Source organism: Pirellulaceae bacterium (assembly GCA_029243025.1).
GTDB lineage: Bacteria > Planctomycetota > Planctomycetia > Pirellulales > Pirellulaceae.
In genome coordinates this window covers 1-19642 of record JAQWSU010000042.1, presented here as the reverse complement: position 1 = coordinate 19642, position 19642 = coordinate 1, and the positions used below count along the sequence as shown (strand labels likewise).

The window sequence follows — 19642 nt, the reverse complement described above, 5'->3', positions numbered from 1 at the left end:
CCCAACGAATCACGCTAAGCGCGATAATCGATCTCGATAACATAGAATTCAAATCCACGACCGGCAGGCCGCACGCCAAAAACTGTTCTTTTTACGTCGCGCAGAGCGCGACTGCCCATCTGCTGCTTTTCAAGCACTGCCAGCTGGTTTTCGATATCCTTCGGATAAAACTGACAAACCACCCGACCGGCCGTCGTCACGCCAGCCTGTTGCAACAAAGTGATATCTTGTTGCTTGAGCCTGCCGCCACGCCAAATGAAATACAAACGCTCATCTTTAGCGTCACCCGCCACCGATCTTTTCTTCAGGCCACCACGATCAAACTGAGCATAGTCCACTCCGGCGCGTCCGCCGCCAAGTGCTCCTAGTTCGATCTTAAAAAATTCCAATTGCTTCGCGTAAGCGTCTAATGTCGTCGATTGAAAGCGGATCTCCCATCGCTGCCAGCGGGGGATAATATCACCACCGCCTCGCTTGCGATTGTCGCCTGCTCCTTTACCGCGAGTTGCCATGACGCCATCCACTGCGTCGAGACTTGCCGCAACCGAGGAGACGGCATCGGTGACCGCCGCCAAGGTTTCGGTAATATCTGGTTCGATTAGGTCGGTCAGCTCCTCAATTCCGGGTTCATTGATGTCTCGCGCCGTGCCCTCGGGGTTCTGCGTTCCAGGCTCCTCCTCGACAAGAAATACTTCCGGCGCCGAAGGCAAATAAAAGACGCGCGTCGTTAACCAGATGATGAATAGCACCACGACCAGTGCACCCACCATGAGTAACAAGGCAACCAACATGCTGGAAACACGATCGTAGGCACTCACCTTGAGTAAATCACCATAGACTGGCGCCCGCGAAGTTTCGGCTTCTGGTTTGGTGCGTTGAGTATTCACGGCGATTTTCTAGGAGTGTCGTTGATGAAACTAATTCATGAACTGCGCATCGGGTCGGATTGTGAGGTACCAGTCTTTCCAGCGATTGATGGCGTCAAGCTTGGCACCGTCACTGGGATTGTCACCTAAGCCAAATCCAGAAATTTTACGACCCATCAAGCGAAGCGAATCCCGTGCCCGGGTCACAATCCGCGTATCCGGATCTCCCAAGGCGTAAATGAAGGCCGGCACATTATCCAGATCGCGGGTTTTGTGCAGAGCTTTGATGGCGGTCAGGCGGACAACATATTCATCCGCGGTCACCAATCGCCGCAAGCGGATCAACTCTCGCTCGCGCTGCTTCGGATCGCTGCTTAACTGGATATCAATTTCCTGGGCAGACAGATCGAGATCATCATTCCCACCCGCCTCCAGAATTGCCAGCAAACTTTCAGCTTGGCCCTGGAACGGCGTTTTCACGATTTGACCATCCTCACCGATCGCAACATCGGCCGTACTTGATGGTAAACCTCGACCGCCTCGCAGCCGACCGTTGTAAGCCTCAGCCTTCTGAATCGACTTCTTGGTTCCACGAGTCAAAAAGAGAACACAGAAACAGGTGTCAACGGTAGGGCCTCCTTCGCCGCTCCAACTACCATTCGCTTTCTGCTTGCTCTTCAAAAACTTTACACCGTCGTTGTACCACTTCGGTTCCGCGGGCTCGTTGCCGGTCGTCAGCTCTTTAAAGCTTTCATAACGCTCGCGAGCGTACATGTAGTAGAAAGTCCAAAACTCGACATTAATTCGGTCTCGCGATGCGAACCATTGATCCCCATCAGCCAAAGCTCGCTTTAAACGGCCGACATCAACTTGATTCGTCAACGGGCCTTCTGTCGGTCGCGTGTCCTCCTTACGAACGACTCGCAAAGCCGATGGAAAGCCGCCATTGCCGCCACGTGTCGCCGTCACCAATCGCAACAAGTCCGCAGAAACATAAGCGCTGCCCAAGCCTGCTGCAGAACACGAATGTGACACCTCATTGGTCTCTGAACTCTGCTGGGGGATTCGTTGAAATCCGCCCGGATCCTCCCCCTGATAACCCCAACCCCCGCTTGGATCTTGTGTGCGAATTAACCAATTACAAACTTTGGTCGCCGCGTTGATCGATACCTCGTAGGCGCCCGATCGGTCCGCCGTCCAAAGACTGAGCACTGCGTATTGAGTCATCGAAGTGTCACCCGTATCAACGTGAGGCCCTTCCAGATAACCCCATCCGCCAAACTGCTTTTGCCAATCAAGCATCATCGTCATCAACGTTTTGATCTCGGCGCGATATTGCTCCGGATCTAACTCGCAAAGAAAAATGATCGCCAACCCCAAGTCATACATGGAGTCCGATCGTTTACTACTTCGCAAATTTGCGACCGCATCACGACAGGCACTAATCGCTTCCTTAATTTTCGGATGGTCCTTCGGTCGATTCCCCTTGATCATCGCCAAACCGACCAAGGACTTGCCACCCAAACGACTGGCATCACCGCTTTTCTCAATAAAGGTGAGCGCTTTATCGAGCATCTTTTGCACTTCACCGCTTTGCGGGGTGTAGGCAGAGGTAGCCGTCGGCCATAGGGTGACCCATGACGAGGCGATTAGAAGCCACGCAAGAATTTGAATCGAATGCATCCTGGGTTGGCGCAGCATCGTCAACCTTTCTGCCGAATCGACGTTCGTACCGTCCGAGCGGATCCCGCCTCACACGCTTACAAAGAAAAATTTGCTCGAAATGAGCCGCGCGAAATGAGAGGCCCTTTTTGCCTGTTCCATTTATTTGAGGTTAATGGCGGAATAGACGAATGTCAAGCAACCGCAAATGTCCGAAACCGTTTGCTCGCCACGGTTTGTCGCCTACAAAGGTCCCAATTGACAGCAACGGCCCCAGTCTCTAACATGCGACCTTTAACGACCCGGTCAGGTAGCTCAGTTGGTAGAGCAGTGGACTGAAAATCCACGTGTCGCCAGTTCAAATCTGGCCCTGACCACCTTTTGAAAACGCCCGTAAGCATCGCTTTACGGGCGTTTTTTTCGTGACAATCAGCCCAAACGGGCTCATCTGCCATTCGCCAACTACGCAAAACAAAAAAACGCCGTGCGCGAAGTGTTTGTTCAGTAAACCGAACAACAGCCCCGCCAACGGCGTTCGACTCAACATGGAAAAGTCAGTTAACCCACCATGTCCTTGAGGTTCTTGAGGGGACGAATTTTAACCACATTGCGGGCTGGCTTGGCCTTGAAGGTGGTCTCTTCGCCTGTGAAAGGATTAATACCCTTTCGTTCTTTTGTCGCCGGCTTGCGTTGAACCACGATCTTGCAAAGGCCAGGAATTGAAAAATTACCCGGACCTCCACGCTTTGCGATGGACTTACGAATTTCTTCGGAAAGTGCATCCATCACCTCGGCGACCTGCTTCTTAGACAGCTCCGTCGCCTCAGCGATATTGTTCATGATCTCGGTCTTGGTCGGCGCTTTCTTTACGGTCGCTTTCGCCATGGAAGTGGCCCTCCTTGTCTGGTCTCTAGAAACTGTATGTACGTCCGTCCGCTCTTGCGGAACGCGATGATTAAATTACGGCACTCCGATTAATGCAACCCACAAATGGCCCATTCACCGGGAAATAACCAACTATTTGAATTTTGGCGGAGCAAGAAACGGGTAAACAATGCCGTTCATCAATTGCTGAGACGGGATAGAATACCAGGGGAACCGGAGCCCAATCCCGAGCGTAGATGTTTTCTAGAAACAGCATTTGAGGGAGCTGGCGAAGAGTCCAAGCTGGTTGCGAACCGAGTTCCCGAATCCCGTAAGATACTCTATAGTAAATACTTAGACATAATTGAGGAGGCAGCCCGTAGCGGCCGCCTTCGCGCTTGGGTCGGAGGCGGAAATCGCCGAGGCAAATGAACGGAGTAGTGAAAATGATGGGACGAATTTCGGCTCTAGCGTGCTTAGTTGTCGCGACGGAACTCTTTTTTCCGACCGTGATCCAAGCTCAGGGATTTAATCGACGTTCCAACACTCCGGAGGTCGCACGGGTGCTGATGTTGGCACCTCGCGAGTACCAGCAGCAGCTGAAATTGGCTACCCGTGCGTTAGAAGAGCAGCAATACAGTGAAGCGATTGAGCATTTAGCGGATCTGTTGCATGCTTCTCCCGAAGCGGACGCAGAACGAACGGAAGATTTCTTTGTTGGCAAAGCATCCGATAACCATCTGAGCTCAAGTCTTCGCGCCCAAGCCCGTCAACTCCTAGGCCAAATGCCACCCGCCGGGCGTGAGCTTTATGAACTGCAATATGGTGCGGAAGCCCGTCGACAACTCAAAGAGGCGTTAAAGGCATCCGATTTGAGTGACCTATCAGATGTTTCGCGGAGATACTTTCACACGCAAGCCGGTTACACCGCGACGATGTTATTGGGACGATTTTACACCGATCTCGGCCGTCCACTGGCCGCCGCCATGTGTTTCTCACGTTTATCGAACGCGGCCGAAGCCCGCAAAAAATACGATCCCGAACTGTCATTACTCCTGGCCCAAAGCTGGCAAATGTCAGGCATGCCAGAGAAGGCAGTGGAAGTCTTGCAGGAAATTCGACAACGCAGCCCGGAAGCCACTTTTTTGATTCGTGGCGAACAAGTTCCGATCTTCACCGAGACGGATGAACCGATCGCGTGGCTCGATCGCGTCTTTGCTTCGCCCGCACAGCCAGGCAATCGACTTGCAAACGAGTGGCATATGCATCGTGGCGTCCCCTCTCGAAACGCTCAGGTCGACGGATCACTTCCCCTGTTACGAACGCGTTGGCGCGTTCAAGTGGCCAACGACCCGGATGATGAAGCGATGATTGCCAGGTTGATGGCGGAACAAAGTGAACGGAATCAAGCCTCCATTCCGACCATCAGTCCACTGATTGTCGACGGGGTGTTGCTGATGAAAACCTCTGAAAACATGATGGCGATCGATTTCGCAACGGGTAAGCGGATCTGGGAGTACCCTTGGTCCGAGCCGATCGAAACCGTGGTTAACGAAGACTCACCGGTGCCGCCAACCAAAGACGCGCGTCTTAAACGTTTGGAAGAAAGACTCTGGCTCGACTCGATTTACGGTCAAATGGCGAGCGATGGCAAAACACTTTTCCTCGTGGATGATCTGGGCTATGCCCAGTCATCGGCTGCAGGTCTGCGTATCCAGATGATGCGAGGCATGCGGATTACCAATCCCAATCAACCCCAGGATTACAATGCTCTGGTTGCACTGGACGTCCGCACGCAAGGCAAATATCGTTGGCGAGTAGGTGGCATCAACGGCGAAGATGAGCCGAAACTTGCGAAAGCTTTTTTCCTGGGAGCTCCGTTAGTGCTCGCGCAGGACTTGTATATCCTCGCAGAAGTTCGCGGCGACGTCAGTCTTTTCGTACTCGATTCGCAGACGGGCAAGGTCCGTTGGTCTCAACAGCTGGCCCATGTCGGCCAGCTCAGCATTTTGAACGATCCGATACGAAGATTGGCCGGGGCCACCCCCTCCTATTCGGACGGGGTGTTGATCTGCCCGACGTCGGCGGGCGCCATCGTGGCAATTGACGTCCCGAACCGATCGCTGCTCTGGGGTTATCAGTACCAACGCAGTTTTGCCAACTCTTCAATCCGAAACGGAATCCGCATCAACCGCACCTTTGCGGGCTCGCGTGCACCCGACCGCGACAAGTGGATCGACTCGACGGCTACCATCTCGGACGGAAAAGTGCTGATTACGCCTCCCGAGGGCGGCGAGTTGCATTGCTTAGACCTTCTGACCGGCAAACCCGCCTGGACCGCCAAACAACGTGATGGCAACCTTTACCTTGCCTGCGTCCATGACGGCAAGGCCGTGTTGGTCGGCAAACGCTCAATTGTCGCAATCAACATGAGCGATGGCACAGAAGCTTGGCAACTGCCTGTTGGGTCGCAACGCGACTCCAGTCGGGTCGCCGCAGTGCCCACCGGTCGTGGCTTTCTCAGCGGCAATTTGTATTACCTTCCCACCAATCTGGAACTGATGCAGATCGACGTCAGCACGGGGACTTTGTTGGAAGCCATTCGCACGGAACGTCCCCTCGGAAATCTACTCAGCTATCGTGATCACATGGTGTCGCTAGGCCCGGATTACGTCACTGCTTACTCACGAGTTGATCGCCTCAAGCTACTTGTCGAAGAGCAGCTTGCCGATAACCCGAACGATCCCTGGAGCATCGAACAGCAAGGTCTATTACTGATAGATGAAGGGCAATCCGAAGAGGCATTGCAGTTCTTACGACAAGCGTTTGAACTTTACTCCCCTGAGGATGATCGACGAGAAGGTGCCAAAACACTCTTGGTGGACACACTGCTCGACGCTTTAAAAACCAACTTCGCTAACAACGGAAAGCTCGCCGAAGAAGTCAACGATTTGATCGATCGTCCTCTGCAACGAGAAAAATACTTACGGCTGATGGGCAAAGGATTACTTGACTCGGGCAAACCGAAAGCCGCCTTCGATGCTTACTTGGAATTGGCGTTTCATCAATCCAACTCACCATCGATGCGGAGCAGCGGCAGCCTGCCGTTGTTAGAAAGCGGCTCTCGGATGCATTTAGTGCGTCGCGATCGGTTTGTGCGTTCGGGAATTCGCGAAAGCTTAAGACAGGCGACGTCCGATCAACAGGCAGAAATGAATGCTGCGATCGAATCCCGTTTGGAAATCGCAATGAACTCAGACAGTCCGGGCCCGTTGGAAAACCTTCTAGCGATCTTCGGTGACCACGAAGATTCACATCGCATTCGGCTCGAATTAGCCAGCCGTTACCTCAAAGCAGGAAAATTCCTGAATAGCGAGTTTGTCGTTGGTCCTCTTTTGAGTTCAAAGCGCCCGGAGATCGCCGCCCCCGCTTGGGCAATCTCAGCAGCCATCTTGAGCGCGGCCGAGCAAGCTTCAGCGGCTGCAGAATGCCTGCAGCATATCCAACAAACTTGGCCCAATCAGATTTGCTACCAAGGCCAAACCGTGGAAGAAATGATTGCCGCCCTCCCCAAGGAAAGCGGGACGGCTTTTGAAATGTCTCGTGGTCCCCGCTGGCCCTACGGACGAGTTGCTGTCGAACCCATCAAGGCGGTAGCGTCGAACTTGACCCGTCGTTTTCAACCTTACGCGAAATTCCGCCCCATCCCGATCTTGGAACAAAGCGGTGCGATTAAGCCACGATTCCAGGTCACGTTTGATACCAACGCAGCCACATCACTCGTCATAAAAGATACACTTGGCCGCGAAAAAACAAGAATCAACCAATTGCGTAATCAAACGCAACGTCTCAATGAAAACACGTTAACTTGCAAAACACTTGGCCATCTCTTGCTACTCAATTTGGGACAAGGCGTGGTGGCGGCCAACACACTCCAAACAGATCTCCCCACGCAAACGCAGATCCTATGGCCCGACAACTACAACGAAATGCTGTCGAGCACCGTCAATCGACGTACAATGCGCAGCAACACGTCGGTTCAAACCAATGCTTGGGGACAAAACGGCACTACCATCTCGGGCCGAAGAATCAACTCCATTGGCCCCGTCAGCTATGACGGAGTCCTTTACCAACAAGGCAGCCGCTTGATCTGCGTCGAACCGTTGAGCGGCGAGACTCTTTGGACACGCCAGGATCTTTCTGCCGACTCGCGAATCTGGGGCGACTCCGAGTTTGTTTTTGTCTCGGCTCGCAACACCGAAGAGGCAACCGTCTTTCGCACCCTGGACGGCGAACAAGTCGGACGCCGATCCGTGCCCGCAGAGAGTAAACGATGGAAGACAGAGGGGCGTCAGATTCTCACCTGGACGGAAGAAACGGTTGCCGGTGAAAAACGATGGAACCTAAAGCTTCTGGATCCCTGGACGCAAGAGAACAGCTGGGAACACTCTTTCACCCCATTCTCCAAGGGATTCGTAACACAAGACAATTACGTCGCCATCGTCGAATCAGAAGGCAAGTCTGGAAAGCTCACCCTGCTCGCCCTCGAAGACGGCAAGGTGCTGATCTCACAACCGCTGAAACCGTTCCTCAAAGGCAAAGCTCCGAGCGAGGTCTACCTCTTACCTTCAGAAGACCAGTGGTTAGTCATCGTCGGTTTCCCACCCGTTGCGGTAAACGGGCTCCAAGTCAACAGTTTTCCGGATGGAGGATCGGCTCCGCTCATCGACGCCCAAATCTACGCATTCGATCGTCAGTCAGGCCAATCGCAATGGGACGTTCCTGCGGTAGTTGAGGGGTTCAGTCTGCCGCTAGACCAACCCCAAGATCTACCCGTCCTGGCCTTTGTACGTCAAGAATTCAAAACGGGCAAAAGAAACAGTCGTAGTCGCCCCCAACTGGCCTTACTCTGCTTGGACAAACGAGATGGTCGCGTCCTGATGGACATCGACAAATTGAACTTCAGTTATGGAGGTTTCAAGATCCAGGGCAACGACGCCGACAAAAGTGTCTCGCTCCAACTCCAAAACGTCCACAATTACCGCCTGCAGTTCAGCCACCAGCCTCAAGCGCCCGAACCGCCTGCTCAAATGGGCTCTGCCGACAACCGTCCCCAAGGCACCGGTTTGTCGAGCGTCGTCGGCGCCGTGATCGGCGCGATTGGAAAACAAGTTCAAAAACAAGGCAAGGAAGCGGAAGAAGGGCTGATCAAAATCATCGAGAACCAGGCAAAGCCGGATCCGCCTCAACCACCGAAACCGGACAAATAAGCTGGCCATTTACGATTGACGAAAAAAACCGGTTTCTCCCGCAGGCACTCCTCCAGCCCAACCGTCCGGTTGACCGAGCTACGCGACCTTTGCCTTGCGCGAGGGGCTGAAGGATGCCGACTCGAACAGATTCGACTAGGCATTTTTTCTTTCGGCGCCTATCTTTACAACAGGTGAGGCACGACAATTTCGGTCTGGCCCCTAAAAGCGGTAAAATCGTTAAAATCAAAATACGAGAGCCAATCATTGGGCAACCAATCATCAGGCTGATGGCCATCGAGCTGGGAGCTGGATAGATCGGATCGGCACGAGGGGAAGGCGAGAAAGGCACTGCATGAACGACTCACAACACGAGGCGATACGCAAGCTCAGTGAAGCTCGGGAAAAAATCATCGGTGAGCTTTCCCAAATCATCGTGGGACAACACGAGGTCATCGACGAACTCCTGATCACCCTCTTCAGTCGTGGCCACTGCCTACTGGAAGGCGTTCCCGGCCTGGCGAAGACGTTGATGATCAGTACGCTCTCCCGAACGCTCAATCTCTCGTTTAGTCGCATCCAATTTACTCCGGACTTAATGCCGGCCGACATCACGGGTACGGAAATCATTGAGGAGAATCGGAGCACGGGCTCACGTGAACGACGGTTCATGGAAGGTCCCTTATTCGCCAACGTGATTCTGGCCGATGAAATCAATCGAACGCCTCCTAAAACACAAGCCGCTTTACTGGAGGCGATGCAAGAACGTCAAGTCACGGTGGGACGCGAACAACGGGGACTGTCGGATCCGTTTTTCGTGCTCGCCACGCAAAATCCGATTGAGCAAGAGGGTACCTATCCGCTCCCCGAGGCTCAACAGGATCGATTCATGTTCAAAGTCTACGTGAAGTATCCGAGTTTTGATGAAGAGTTCGAAATCGCTCGGCGCACAACCACCACTCAACAGGACAGTGTCAAACCCGTTTTGACGGCGGATCACATTATTGAACTCCAACGTATCGTGCGTGAAGTTCCAATCAGTGATCACATCATCCGATACGCACTCTCGCTCGTCCGACAAACTCGTGTCGGATCACCCGGCGTACCCGACTTCGTTGATGAGATGTCATCCTGGGGCGCTGGCCCCCGCGCAGTTCAATTTTTGATTCTTGGCGGCAAAGCTCGAGCATTACTCCAGGGTCGCACTCATGTTTCCACAGAAGACATCCAAGCCCTTGCAAAACCGACGCTTCGACATCGGATCGTCGTGAACTTCGCCGCGGAAAGTGACGGAGTCACGCCGGATGACATCATTGACCGACTTCTTGAAGCTACTCCAACCAAGGAAGATGAGCTGACCAGCGATGCCCGATTCCAAAAGATTTTTGCATCCTGAGGCCGTAAAGCGAATCTCTCGGCTGGAACTGCGGGCGCGGCACATCGTCGAGGGATTTCTTTCCGGCATGCACCGTAGCCCTTATTTCGGGCAGTCGGTGGAATTCCGCCAGCACCGCGAATACGCGGCGGGGGACGACTTGCGCCATGTCGATTGGAAAGTTTGGGCCCGTCAGGACCGACTGTACGTAAAACAATTCGAGGAAGACACCAATCTGCGTTGTACGTTGCTGGTCGACGTGTCGAACAGCATGAACTACGGCAGCGGAGCGATGAACAAGTACGAGTACGCCTGCACCGTCGCCTCAAGCCTCGCCTATCTGGTCTTGAAGCAAAACGATGCCGTCGGCTGTATGTCATTCGACCAATCGCTTCGTCGCACGGTTCCGTACCGTACGCGCCACACTCATTTGCTCTCCGTGGTTGAGGCACTTTCGGTCAGTGAGCCGCAAGACAAGACTGAGATCTACAGTATCTTGCGGGGGGTTGCCGAAAACGCACCGCGACGTGGCATGATGGTTTTAATCTCCGACCTCCTGGCCGATCAAGAATCCACCCTCAAAGGCCTACGTTTGCTACGCCAACGCGGCCACGACGTACTTGTGCTACACGTCATGGACGATGATGAACTTGATTTCCCCTTCAATGGCTCGATGCGTTTCGAAGGACTCGAATCCGATGCGGCGCTTACCTGCAATCCTCGAGCTTTGCGGGAGGGTTATCTGAAATCCTTAAACGAATTCCTCGATTCCACTCGACACGCCTGCGCAAAAAACACGATCGACTACCAATTGGTTCGCACAAGTGATCCGTTGGACGCAGCTTTGGCAACGTTCCTCTGCAACCGTTTAGGAATGCACCATCGCAACTGATTTGATTTCCGTTCCATCCTTTGTTAACTGCGATTCCTATGCAATTTGTACATTCCCCACTGACCTGGGCCTTCTTTTTGGTCCTGGTTCCCCTGGTGATTCATCTCATCAATATGATGCGTCACAAGCGGGTCCAGTGGGCTGCAATGGACTTCCTGCTTCGCAGTTACAAGAAACATCGGCGTTGGGTTTGGTTGAAGCAACTGCTGCTGCTGCTACTCCGCATGCTGGCCATCGCAGTCGTCGTCGCCATGCTCGCTAAGCTGGTTACCAATGACAAATTCTCCGCCTTGTTCGGAAACCAAACGACCCATCATTTTGTGCTACTCGACGACAGTCTTTCGATGTCAGACCGTGCCGCAGGGAGTGAAGCGTTTGATCGAGCTCGACGGGCTATTGCTCAAATCGCAGCACGAGCCGCGAACGAAGGTACGTCTCAAAAAATAACCTTATTGCGTTATTCACGAGCTCGCCAGGGAACAGGCAGCGGCTCAACCTTCAGCGAGGAATCTGACACGGATGCAGCTGCGAAACAATTTGAAGCTCAGTCCGTAACCGTAGCTGACCTCAGTGCTGAACGAGCCACGCCTAGCTTAGAAGCCCAATTAGAGGAAAAGGAACGCTCATTCAACGTCACTCAACTCGCAGTGGGCCCCGCCGAAGCCATTGAGTTAGCCGGCCAACTCATCGCCGAATCGGATGACAACAAGGCGATTCTACACCTCGTGTCCGACTTTCGCTCGACCGACTGGCAGCAACCTGGCGATTTACGTGATGCACTTGGAAAGATTGAAAAGACGGGCGTGGAAATACGTTTCCTGCGATGTGTGAAATCCGATTCTGCCAACCTGGCAATCACCGAACTCACGCCAGCCGAGGGGACCCAAGCAGCTGGCGTGCCGCTCTTCGTCGACGTCAAAGTCACCAACTATTCCGCCACGGCTGCGGAACAAATCCCCATCAAAATTCGTTCGACATTTCATGCGACCTCCGCCGATGGCAAGGAATCAGCGGCAGAAACATCCGATTTACCCGATCTCCTCATCGATCGCATCGAGCCGGGCGCAACGGTTTCGCGTCAATTCCAGGTCTTCTTCCCCACCGCAGGACAACATTCGCTGCAAGCGTCACTTCCCATGGATGCGGTCGAGGCTGACAATCACCGTTGGTGCGTGATCGATCTGGCGATCGGCGACCCTGTCTTGATCGTCGATGGCGATGCCGACCAGCGTTCGCAATACTACCTCGAATCGATGTTTCGCCCCGGAACCAAGACACGAACGGGGATTTTACCCGAGTCGCAGCCGCCGAGCTTCCTGCGGGATGTAGCGCCCGAGGAACTGGAGCGTTTTCAAGCCATCTACCTGATGAATGTCGCCCAACTAGATCAACGCGCGCTGCAAAACCTACAGCAGTACGTCGAGCAGGGCGGTGGTTTGGCGATCTTCATGGGACCAAACTGCAATGCGTCCTTCTACACGAATTGGTACGCGGACGGTACGGGCCTGTTTCCGGCGCCCCTCACGCGAGTGAGGAATCTGGAACCGAACGCAAATCCCAATTTGCCTGACGTTGAATTCGATAATAATCCGATCTTCGACATCTTATTCGGAAAGCGTAATCCGTTCGCTCGATCCATCCGAATCAACCGATTCATGGCGACTCCTGATCTGTGGAAGCCGCCAAGCGATTCGTCGATCGAGGTCATGGCAACACTGCGAAATCGCAAGCCACTGATCCTCCAACGACGCTTTGGTGACGGGCGGGTCGTGGCAGTATTGACGACCCTTGCACCCGATTGGAACAACTGGGCATTGGAACCCAGCTTTATCGTCGTCGCTTTACAGCTTCAGTCGTATCTCTCCGAACAACACTTGACTCACCATCAACGTCTTGTGGGTGCACCACTTCAAATACAATTAGACGCTACTCGTTACCGACCTGAAATCGCTTTTAGTTTACCAGCGACAAACAACGGCCCTAGCTTAGAAGTCGACCTCACTGCGAAGCCATTTGGCGTTACCGAAGATTCGCCACTGCTTTCTGCGACACTCGGCCTCGATCCCCAAACAGGATCGATGAACAACCAAACGAGTGATAGCGGAGTTTATGAAGCTCGACTGCGAACACTTGACGGCGTACCCAATCGCCGACGATACCCAATCAATATTAATACTATTGAGAGTGATCTCTCAATGCCGTCAACGGTCGAATTAGCTGAGTCTCTTAAGCCAGTGAATGTAACGGTAAGCGACGCAGATCAGCTGTTGTTCGAGAACTCTGTGGAAGCTGGACAATCCTGGGGTGAGTTCTTTCTGTGGACGCTCATCGCGATCTTGATCGTAGAACAATTCGTCGCCTATTCCGCCAGTTACCACTCCCCCTCCAGCGTACGAGCAGGAGGGCTTGGATGAACAACGCGTTTTCGACCCTCTGTTTGATGGCAGAATCCCGCACCTTCTACGATGTGTCTCGCCTGCACGCAATGACCCAATGGTGGCATTGGTTGGTGTTGGCAGGCATCTGCTTCGTGATTGCCTCTTATTTGGTGCTCCTGTATCGCAAGGATACGGTCGAATTGCCCAAAGGCACGCGAATCCTATTGATCCTACTGAGACTCACCGCCTTTGTCGGTCTCCTCATCTTTTTCCTGGACATTGAAAAACGGACCGAACGCAAGCAAACCACACCCTCACGTGTCGCGATCATGGTTGACACGAGCCAAAGTATGGGATTGAGTGACGAAGCCACTCAGGGCTCAACATCCCCCGAAAGCCGACTCACCGGCATTGTGAAAGAATTGAGCGATGGCAGCCTGCTGACGGACTTGCAAGCCAAACACGATGTGAGCGTCTATCGCTTCGATCAAACAACCACACCAGAACCAATCGGCCTGTTCCCCAAGACCAAGAGCGAGAGATCAACGACGACCGATTCTTCCGACATGGCGTGGCTCAAATCACGCGACGAAGCCCGAACAATGTACACCCTTGCGGCGGTGATATTGGGCTTCGCACTGATTGCTTTCTTACTAAATTGGCTTGTTGGCAATCGTCTCAAGGGTGCGGAAGGTGAATCCTGGGCTCTCCTGTTTGCAGGGGTCTGCCTCATCGTGGCAATGATCGTGATGGCCGTCACGAACCTCCGGAATCCAGACGTTAGCCTGGCAGTAGCCTTAGGGCAAGAATCGGCGGCCATTCCAAGTCAGCCAGACGAAGAACCAAGCCCGCCTTCCGCGGTAGCTTCCGAATCAATTGACTGGGCCAATCGCTTACGCGCGAGGGGTGCTGAAACTCAATTAGGTGAAACGATTCGTTGGGTCGTTGAAAAAGAACGTGGTGGACCGATGGCCGGCGTTGTCCTCATGACGGACGGTCGCAGTAACGCGGGGCTCGACACGACGATTGCCGCCGAATTGTCGAAGCAAGCCAACATTCCGCTTTACCCGATTGGGGCCGGCTCGGAAAAAACGCCCAAGAGCGCCCGTGTCGTCGACTTGGAGGCTCCCGCGCGAGTTTTTCCCGGCGACAAATTCACGATGACCGGCTACATCCAAGGCAATGGTCTTTCCGGACGCAGTTTAAAAATCGAATTAGCCTCCGTTGATGCCGAATTGCCCAGTGACAAAGAAGTGATTGCCGATGAACAGCGAATCACGCTTGGCCCAGACGGCGAAATCCAATCGATTTCCTTCGAAGTAACTCCCACCGAGGTTGGTCGTCGAAGATGGACACTGAGGCTCGTTCCGCCCCGCGAAGATTTGGATGATACCGACAATCAAAAGTCGGCTAATGTTGAAGTGGTCGACCGAAAGAACCAGGTTCTACTCGTTGCCGGTGGTCCCACGCGTGAGTATCGATTTTTGCGTAACCTCTTGTATCGTGACAGCAACACGAAGCTGCATGTGCTGCTGCAATCCTCGCCTCCGGGAGCTGCGCAAGAAGCAAATGAGGTGCTGCTAAATTTCCCCGAAACGGCCGAAGAGCTGTTCGAGTACGATTGCGTGGTCGCCTTCGATCCGGATTGGCGAAAACTTAGCGACGAACAGATTCAACTGCTTGATCGCTGGGTATCTGAAAAAGCGGGCGGACTCATCGTGGTTTCAGGACCAGTATTCACACCCCAATGGACTCGCTCCCGACAGGGTGCCAATACCGAGAAGATCGACACGATCAAAGCCCTCTATCCCGTTACCTTCTTCAGCCGTAGCTCCGCCAGTACGTTCCTCGGACGCACCAATTCAGATTCTGCTTGGCCGATCAAATTCGCCGAAGAAGGCGAGCGGGCCACTTTCTTGCAATTAGAAGACACCGCGGAAGCGAGCAGCGAAGTCTGGAATGAATTCGAAGGCATTTATGGATTCCAAGCGATCAAATCCTTAAAGCCTGGAGCCAAGGCTTACGCTTACTTCTCCGACCCCGAAGCGGCCATCGATCAGGAGTTGCCGGTCTACATGGCCGGGCAATTTTACGGATCCGGTCGTGTCTTCTATTTAGGCAGCGGAGAAATGTGGAGATTACGTAGTCTCGATGAACGCTTCTTCGAAACGTTTTACACCAAACTGATCCGGCACATTTCGCAAGGGCGCCTAATGCGCGACTCAAGCCGTGGAATTCTGCTCGTCGACAAGGAACGTTGCAGTCTTGGCGACTCAATCACCGTGCGGGCAACGCTTTCCGACGAGCAGTATCGTCCGCTCGACGTCCCAACCGTCGAAGCCTCGTTAGTTCACGAAAGCGGTGCTCGCGAACCACTCGCCCTGCGACAAATCCCCAACGCAGAACGAGCAGGAACTTACACCGGACAGTTTACAACAACGCGAGAAGGCGACTATCGGATTGAACTGCCCGTGCCGGGTGTGGAAGATGAATTGCTCGTTCAAGAGATTCGTGTTCGATTACCCGCTCGCGAGGTTGAGCGCCCCCAACGTAACGATGCACTCCTAGCGGAAATCGCCAAAACAACCGAGGGCGCGTACTTTGTAAATCTGGACACAGCAATGGGACGCACCACAGCGGCTCCATTGACCAATCAAATCTCCGCCAAGGACCAAGAAACCTTTTTACCCGGAACGGCTGACAGACTTTTTGACGAACGCTTAATGAGTTGGTTACTTGTACTAATCGCCGGATCATTGAGCCTCGAATGGTTAATCCGCAGAATCAACAAACTGGCTTGAGCCGCATTACAAAAGAATGACTGACAAACATCCTCCACTACCGCCGTCTGTTGCTGCCTTGCTGGGCAGGTTGCGTCGACGCATTCGCTGGTATGTTTGGCTGGAAGGTCTTACGCTCGCGATTGTATGGCTAAGCCTCGCGTTTTGGATCGGACTTGCAATTGACTATCTGCCCGTCTTGGCCGGCGCTAGCGAAATGCCTCGATCAGCACGTATCGTCCTACTGCTGCTGATTTCCGCGGGCTTAGTCTACATCCTTTACCGTTGGATTCTTCGCCGAGCATTTGTGCGATTCGCCAATCGTAGCTTGGCAATCCTGCTGGAGCGGCAATATCCAGAACTTCATGATGCCTTGATGACCACGGTTGAGCTTTCTGAACATCCAACGGGTGATGAATTGCACCAATCAATGTTCGTCTCAACCGTGACGGAAACTCTTGCACGCACCGAAGGTATTCGCCTTGGCCAGGTGTTCAACCGAGTTCCCTTAGTACGCAACTTCGCTGCAGCCGTAATTGCCACCGTTTCCGTGGTCCTATTCGCAGTCCTCGCCAGCCAAGCCTTCGCCACTTGGACTTCACGCTTACTGCTGATTTCAGATCAAGCTTGGCCACGGCGCGCCCACATTGAGGTGCTCGATTTCACAGACCAACCGCTGAAAGTGGCCGAAGGAACCGACCTAACCGTACGAGTTCGCGCTGATGCGACGCGATCGACACCCCCGCCCGAACTTTGCGTCATCTATTACCAACTTTCGAGCGGCGAGCGTGGACGGGTTAATATGAGTCGCGATGGTGAAGCCCAAGGCGGTTATCAGTATTATCGGTTCGACGGGAAACCCTTCCAAGGCATGCTCGACGACGTCAGTTTTGACGTGGTTGGCTTCGACGCTCGCGTGCGAGACCGAAAAGTTGACGTCGTCAAAAGCCCAAGTGTCACCAAAGTCGATATGGACTGCGTGCTACCCAAATACACTGGACGCTTCGACCGAAAACAACCATGGCGGCCAGGCACTAGCTTGCCCGCGGGCAGCCAAGTTCAACTGACCGTCAGTTCCTCGAAACCCTTAAAACAGGTGGCCATCGATGACCTGAACGAGGGTACATCCCAAGTCCTCGATTTCTCACCTGGCAGCGAAACTACCCAGTTCGACTTCGAACTTCCCAAACTGATGCAACCCGCGGCCCTGCAAATCTCCCTCCTTGATGTCGATGGAATCAGCAGCCAACAACCCTACCGACTAACAATCGCGACCTTGGAAGATCTGGCTCCCCAGGTCGATGTTCTCCTGAAAGGAATTGGCACCGCCATTACGCCGCAAGCTCGAATCCCACTCGCCGGCGAAATTGTTGATGATTATGGTGTCAACCGTTCCTGGTTTGACATCTCATCAAACGAATCCGGATTCGGACAGCAAATCGATTTCTTGCCCACCCAACGGGGCCGCGTCGAGACCGTACTTGACTTAAGGGAACAGGCCAATCGCGATAACGATCCCTGGCGTCTGCAAACAGGAACGAATATTGTTCTATCCATCAAAGCCGATGACTTCTTCGATCTGGCGGAAGCACCCAACACAGGACAAGGAGATGAATACGCACTCGATGTCGTCACACCAGACGAACTTCTTGCAATTCTCGAGGCCCGCGAACTAAACCTAAAACGACGGTTCGAACAGGTCATCGCCGAAATGACCACGACGCGAGATCGCCTGCTGCGACTTCAAGCTGGACTACAACCGGACGCGAAAGATGAAAGTGCCGAACCCGGTGACCAGGAACTCTCCGAAGAACGTGAATGGTCTCTCCGAGTCCTTCAGGTTCAACGCGCCAACCAACAAGGCGACAAATCGAGGCAAGAGGTGAGCGGAGTTGCTGCTTCGTTCGACGGAATACGGGAAGAAATCCTGAACAATCGCGTCGACACCGAAGAGCGGAAAATCCGTCTAAAAAACCAGATCATCACACCGCTGAATCTGATTGCAGACAACCAATTTCCAGCATGGCAGGAAAACTTGGCCAAACTCCAGACTGGACTCGAGGCGAAAGAACCTGACCTCGAAGGCACACGAGAAGTGGTCAAACAGGCAAACAACATCCTGCTCGCCCTCGAAGACGTTCTCGCCAAAATGCTGGAACTGGAAACCTATAACGAACTTGTCGATCTCGTCAGGTCAATCATTCGTGAACAAGAAGAATTATCCAAACAAACAAAAGAAGAAAGGAAGAAAAAAGCGAGATCTTTGCTGGAGGATTAATCCGTGAACTTCACGACGCTTACCCATTGCCACTCGTGGCAATACAGAAAACTTCAACCAGTTTTATCGAACATCGTGATCAAAGTCAGTTAACTGGGAATTGGAAATGGCGTTTTTGACGCGTAACGACCTGAAAACGGGTAAACTATCGATAGTTCCAACAAGCACGACACAGGAATGCCATCACCCAACTCGAGCAACCGTTGACCATGAGACAAGAATCGACTTATTTCACGCCAAAAGGAGAACGCAGATGGTGAAATACAAGCCTGTCACGATGCTTCTCATTGTCGCCGCGACGTGCCTAGCGCCCTCCAACTCGCTTCTATCCCAGGAACCGCCCGCAACTGACACCAAACCTTCGACAGCAAAACTGTCCGATCAGCAAGGTCGCTTGGGTGCTAAGTACCAGCAACTTGAAATGCTGATGCTAAAGATGGCTGAATTCGACGCGAGCAGCAACCCGCGCAGATCTGCACTCCTCAAACAGGCGATTGCACAAAGTAAAGACAAGCACATCCGGGTCCAAATGGATCTGCTCGCCAAACTGATCAAAGACCAAAAACTTTCAAGAGCCGTTAACGAGCAAGACCAAGTCCAAAACGACCTCAAGTCACTCCTCGACCTGCTGCTAAGCGAAAACCGAGCTGACCGCAATCGCGATGAACAAGACCGTATCAAAGGATACATCCAAGAAGTCAATCGTATCTTGCGTCAGCAGCGAAGTGTTCAAGGCAGAACAGAAGGGGGTGATGATCCACTCCGACTTGCTCAAAGTCAGCGCAAAGTAGCTGATCGCACCGCAAAACTAACTGACAAAATTGAGACCAACGAGCGACCCATAGGTGAAGCTGACGAAGGTCAGCAGGAAGAAGGACAGCAGGGAGAAGGTCAGCAGGAAGAAGGACAGCAGGGAGAAGGTCAACAGGGAGAAGGTCAACAGGGAGAAGGTCAACAGGGAGAAGGTCAACAGGGAGAAGGTCAACAGGGAGAAGGTCAGCAGGGAGAAGGTCAGCAGGAAGAAGGTCAGCAGGAAGAAGGTCAGCAGGAAGAAGGTCAGCAGGGAGAAGGTCAGCAGGGAGAAGGTCAACAGGGAGAAGGTCAGCAGGAAGAAGGACAGCAGGGAGAAGGACAGCAGGGAGAAGGACAGCAGGGAGAAGGTCAGCAGGGAGAAGGTCAGCAGGGAGAAGGTCAGCAGGGAGAAGGTCAGCAGGGAGAAGGTCAGCAGGGAGAAGGTCAGCAGGGAGACGGTCAGCAGGGAGAAGGTCAGCAGGGAGAAGGTCAGCAGGGAGAAGGTC

Annotated in this window: 10 protein-coding genes and 1 tRNA gene; 8 read left to right on the top strand and 3 right to left on the bottom strand. The window is 53.3% G+C overall.

All coding sequences use genetic code 11. The features are described 5' to 3' along the window. Positions 1-14: 14 nt before the first annotated feature. Both P8N76_18110 and P8N76_18105 read right to left on the bottom strand, forming a co-directional pair. Entirely contained in the window at positions 15-887 is an 873-nt protein-coding gene (locus P8N76_18110) for a hypothetical protein (GenBank protein ID MDG2383592.1), read from the bottom strand. A gap of 30 nt (positions 888-917) precedes the next feature. Next, complete coding sequence (locus P8N76_18105) at positions 918-2567, bottom strand: terpene cyclase/mutase family protein (GenBank protein ID MDG2383591.1); 1650 nt, start codon at positions 2565-2567, stop codon at positions 918-920. Between the two features lie 265 nt (positions 2568-2832). Here P8N76_18105 and P8N76_18100 point away from each other — a divergent pair. Further along, positions 2833-2905: transfer RNA gene (locus P8N76_18100), tRNA-Phe, on the top strand. 181 nt (positions 2906-3086) lie between these two features. Here the strand turns inward: P8N76_18100 and P8N76_18095 are convergent. Beyond that, the gene (locus P8N76_18095) at positions 3087-3413 is read right to left on the bottom strand and encodes an HU family DNA-binding protein (protein ID MDG2383590.1); all 327 of its coding nucleotides are present in this window, start codon (positions 3411-3413) and stop codon (positions 3087-3089) included. Between the two features lie 425 nt (positions 3414-3838). Between P8N76_18095 and P8N76_18090 the strand changes: the two genes are divergently transcribed. The 7 genes from P8N76_18090 to P8N76_18060 all read left to right on the top strand — a co-directional run. Beyond that, positions 3839-8662, top strand: a complete 4824-nt coding sequence (locus P8N76_18090; protein ID MDG2383589.1) for a PQQ-binding-like beta-propeller repeat protein — start codon at positions 3839-3841, stop codon at positions 8660-8662. 334 nt (positions 8663-8996) lie between these two features. Next, on the top strand, positions 8997-10037 hold the full coding sequence (locus P8N76_18085) for a MoxR family ATPase (GenBank protein MDG2383588.1): 1041 nt from the start codon (positions 8997-8999) through the stop codon (positions 10035-10037). Then, positions 10006-10908 carry a DUF58 domain-containing protein gene (locus P8N76_18080; GenBank protein ID MDG2383587.1) on the top strand — a complete coding sequence of 301 codons (903 nt, stop codon included), beginning with the start codon at positions 10006-10008 and terminating at the stop codon, positions 10906-10908. Before P8N76_18085 ends, P8N76_18080 begins: the two co-directional genes overlap by 32 nt. A gap of 38 nt (positions 10909-10946) precedes the next feature. Next, positions 10947-13322, top strand: a complete 2376-nt coding sequence (locus P8N76_18075) for a BatA domain-containing protein (GenBank protein ID MDG2383586.1) — start codon at positions 10947-10949, stop codon at positions 13320-13322. Beyond that, positions 13319-16087, top strand: coding sequence for a hypothetical protein (locus P8N76_18070; GenBank protein MDG2383585.1), 2769 nt, complete (start codon positions 13319-13321; stop codon positions 16085-16087). Before P8N76_18075 ends, P8N76_18070 begins: the two co-directional genes overlap by 4 nt. Positions 16088-16103: 16 nt before the next feature. Then, positions 16104-18344 (top strand): hypothetical protein, encoded by a 2241-nt coding sequence (locus P8N76_18065; GenBank protein MDG2383584.1) that lies wholly within the window; start codon positions 16104-16106, stop codon positions 18342-18344. A 253-nt stretch (positions 18345-18597) separates the two neighbouring features. After that, positions 18598-19642 (top strand): hypothetical protein (locus tag P8N76_18060; protein ID MDG2383583.1); only part of this gene is annotated, 1045 nt, incomplete at its 3' end.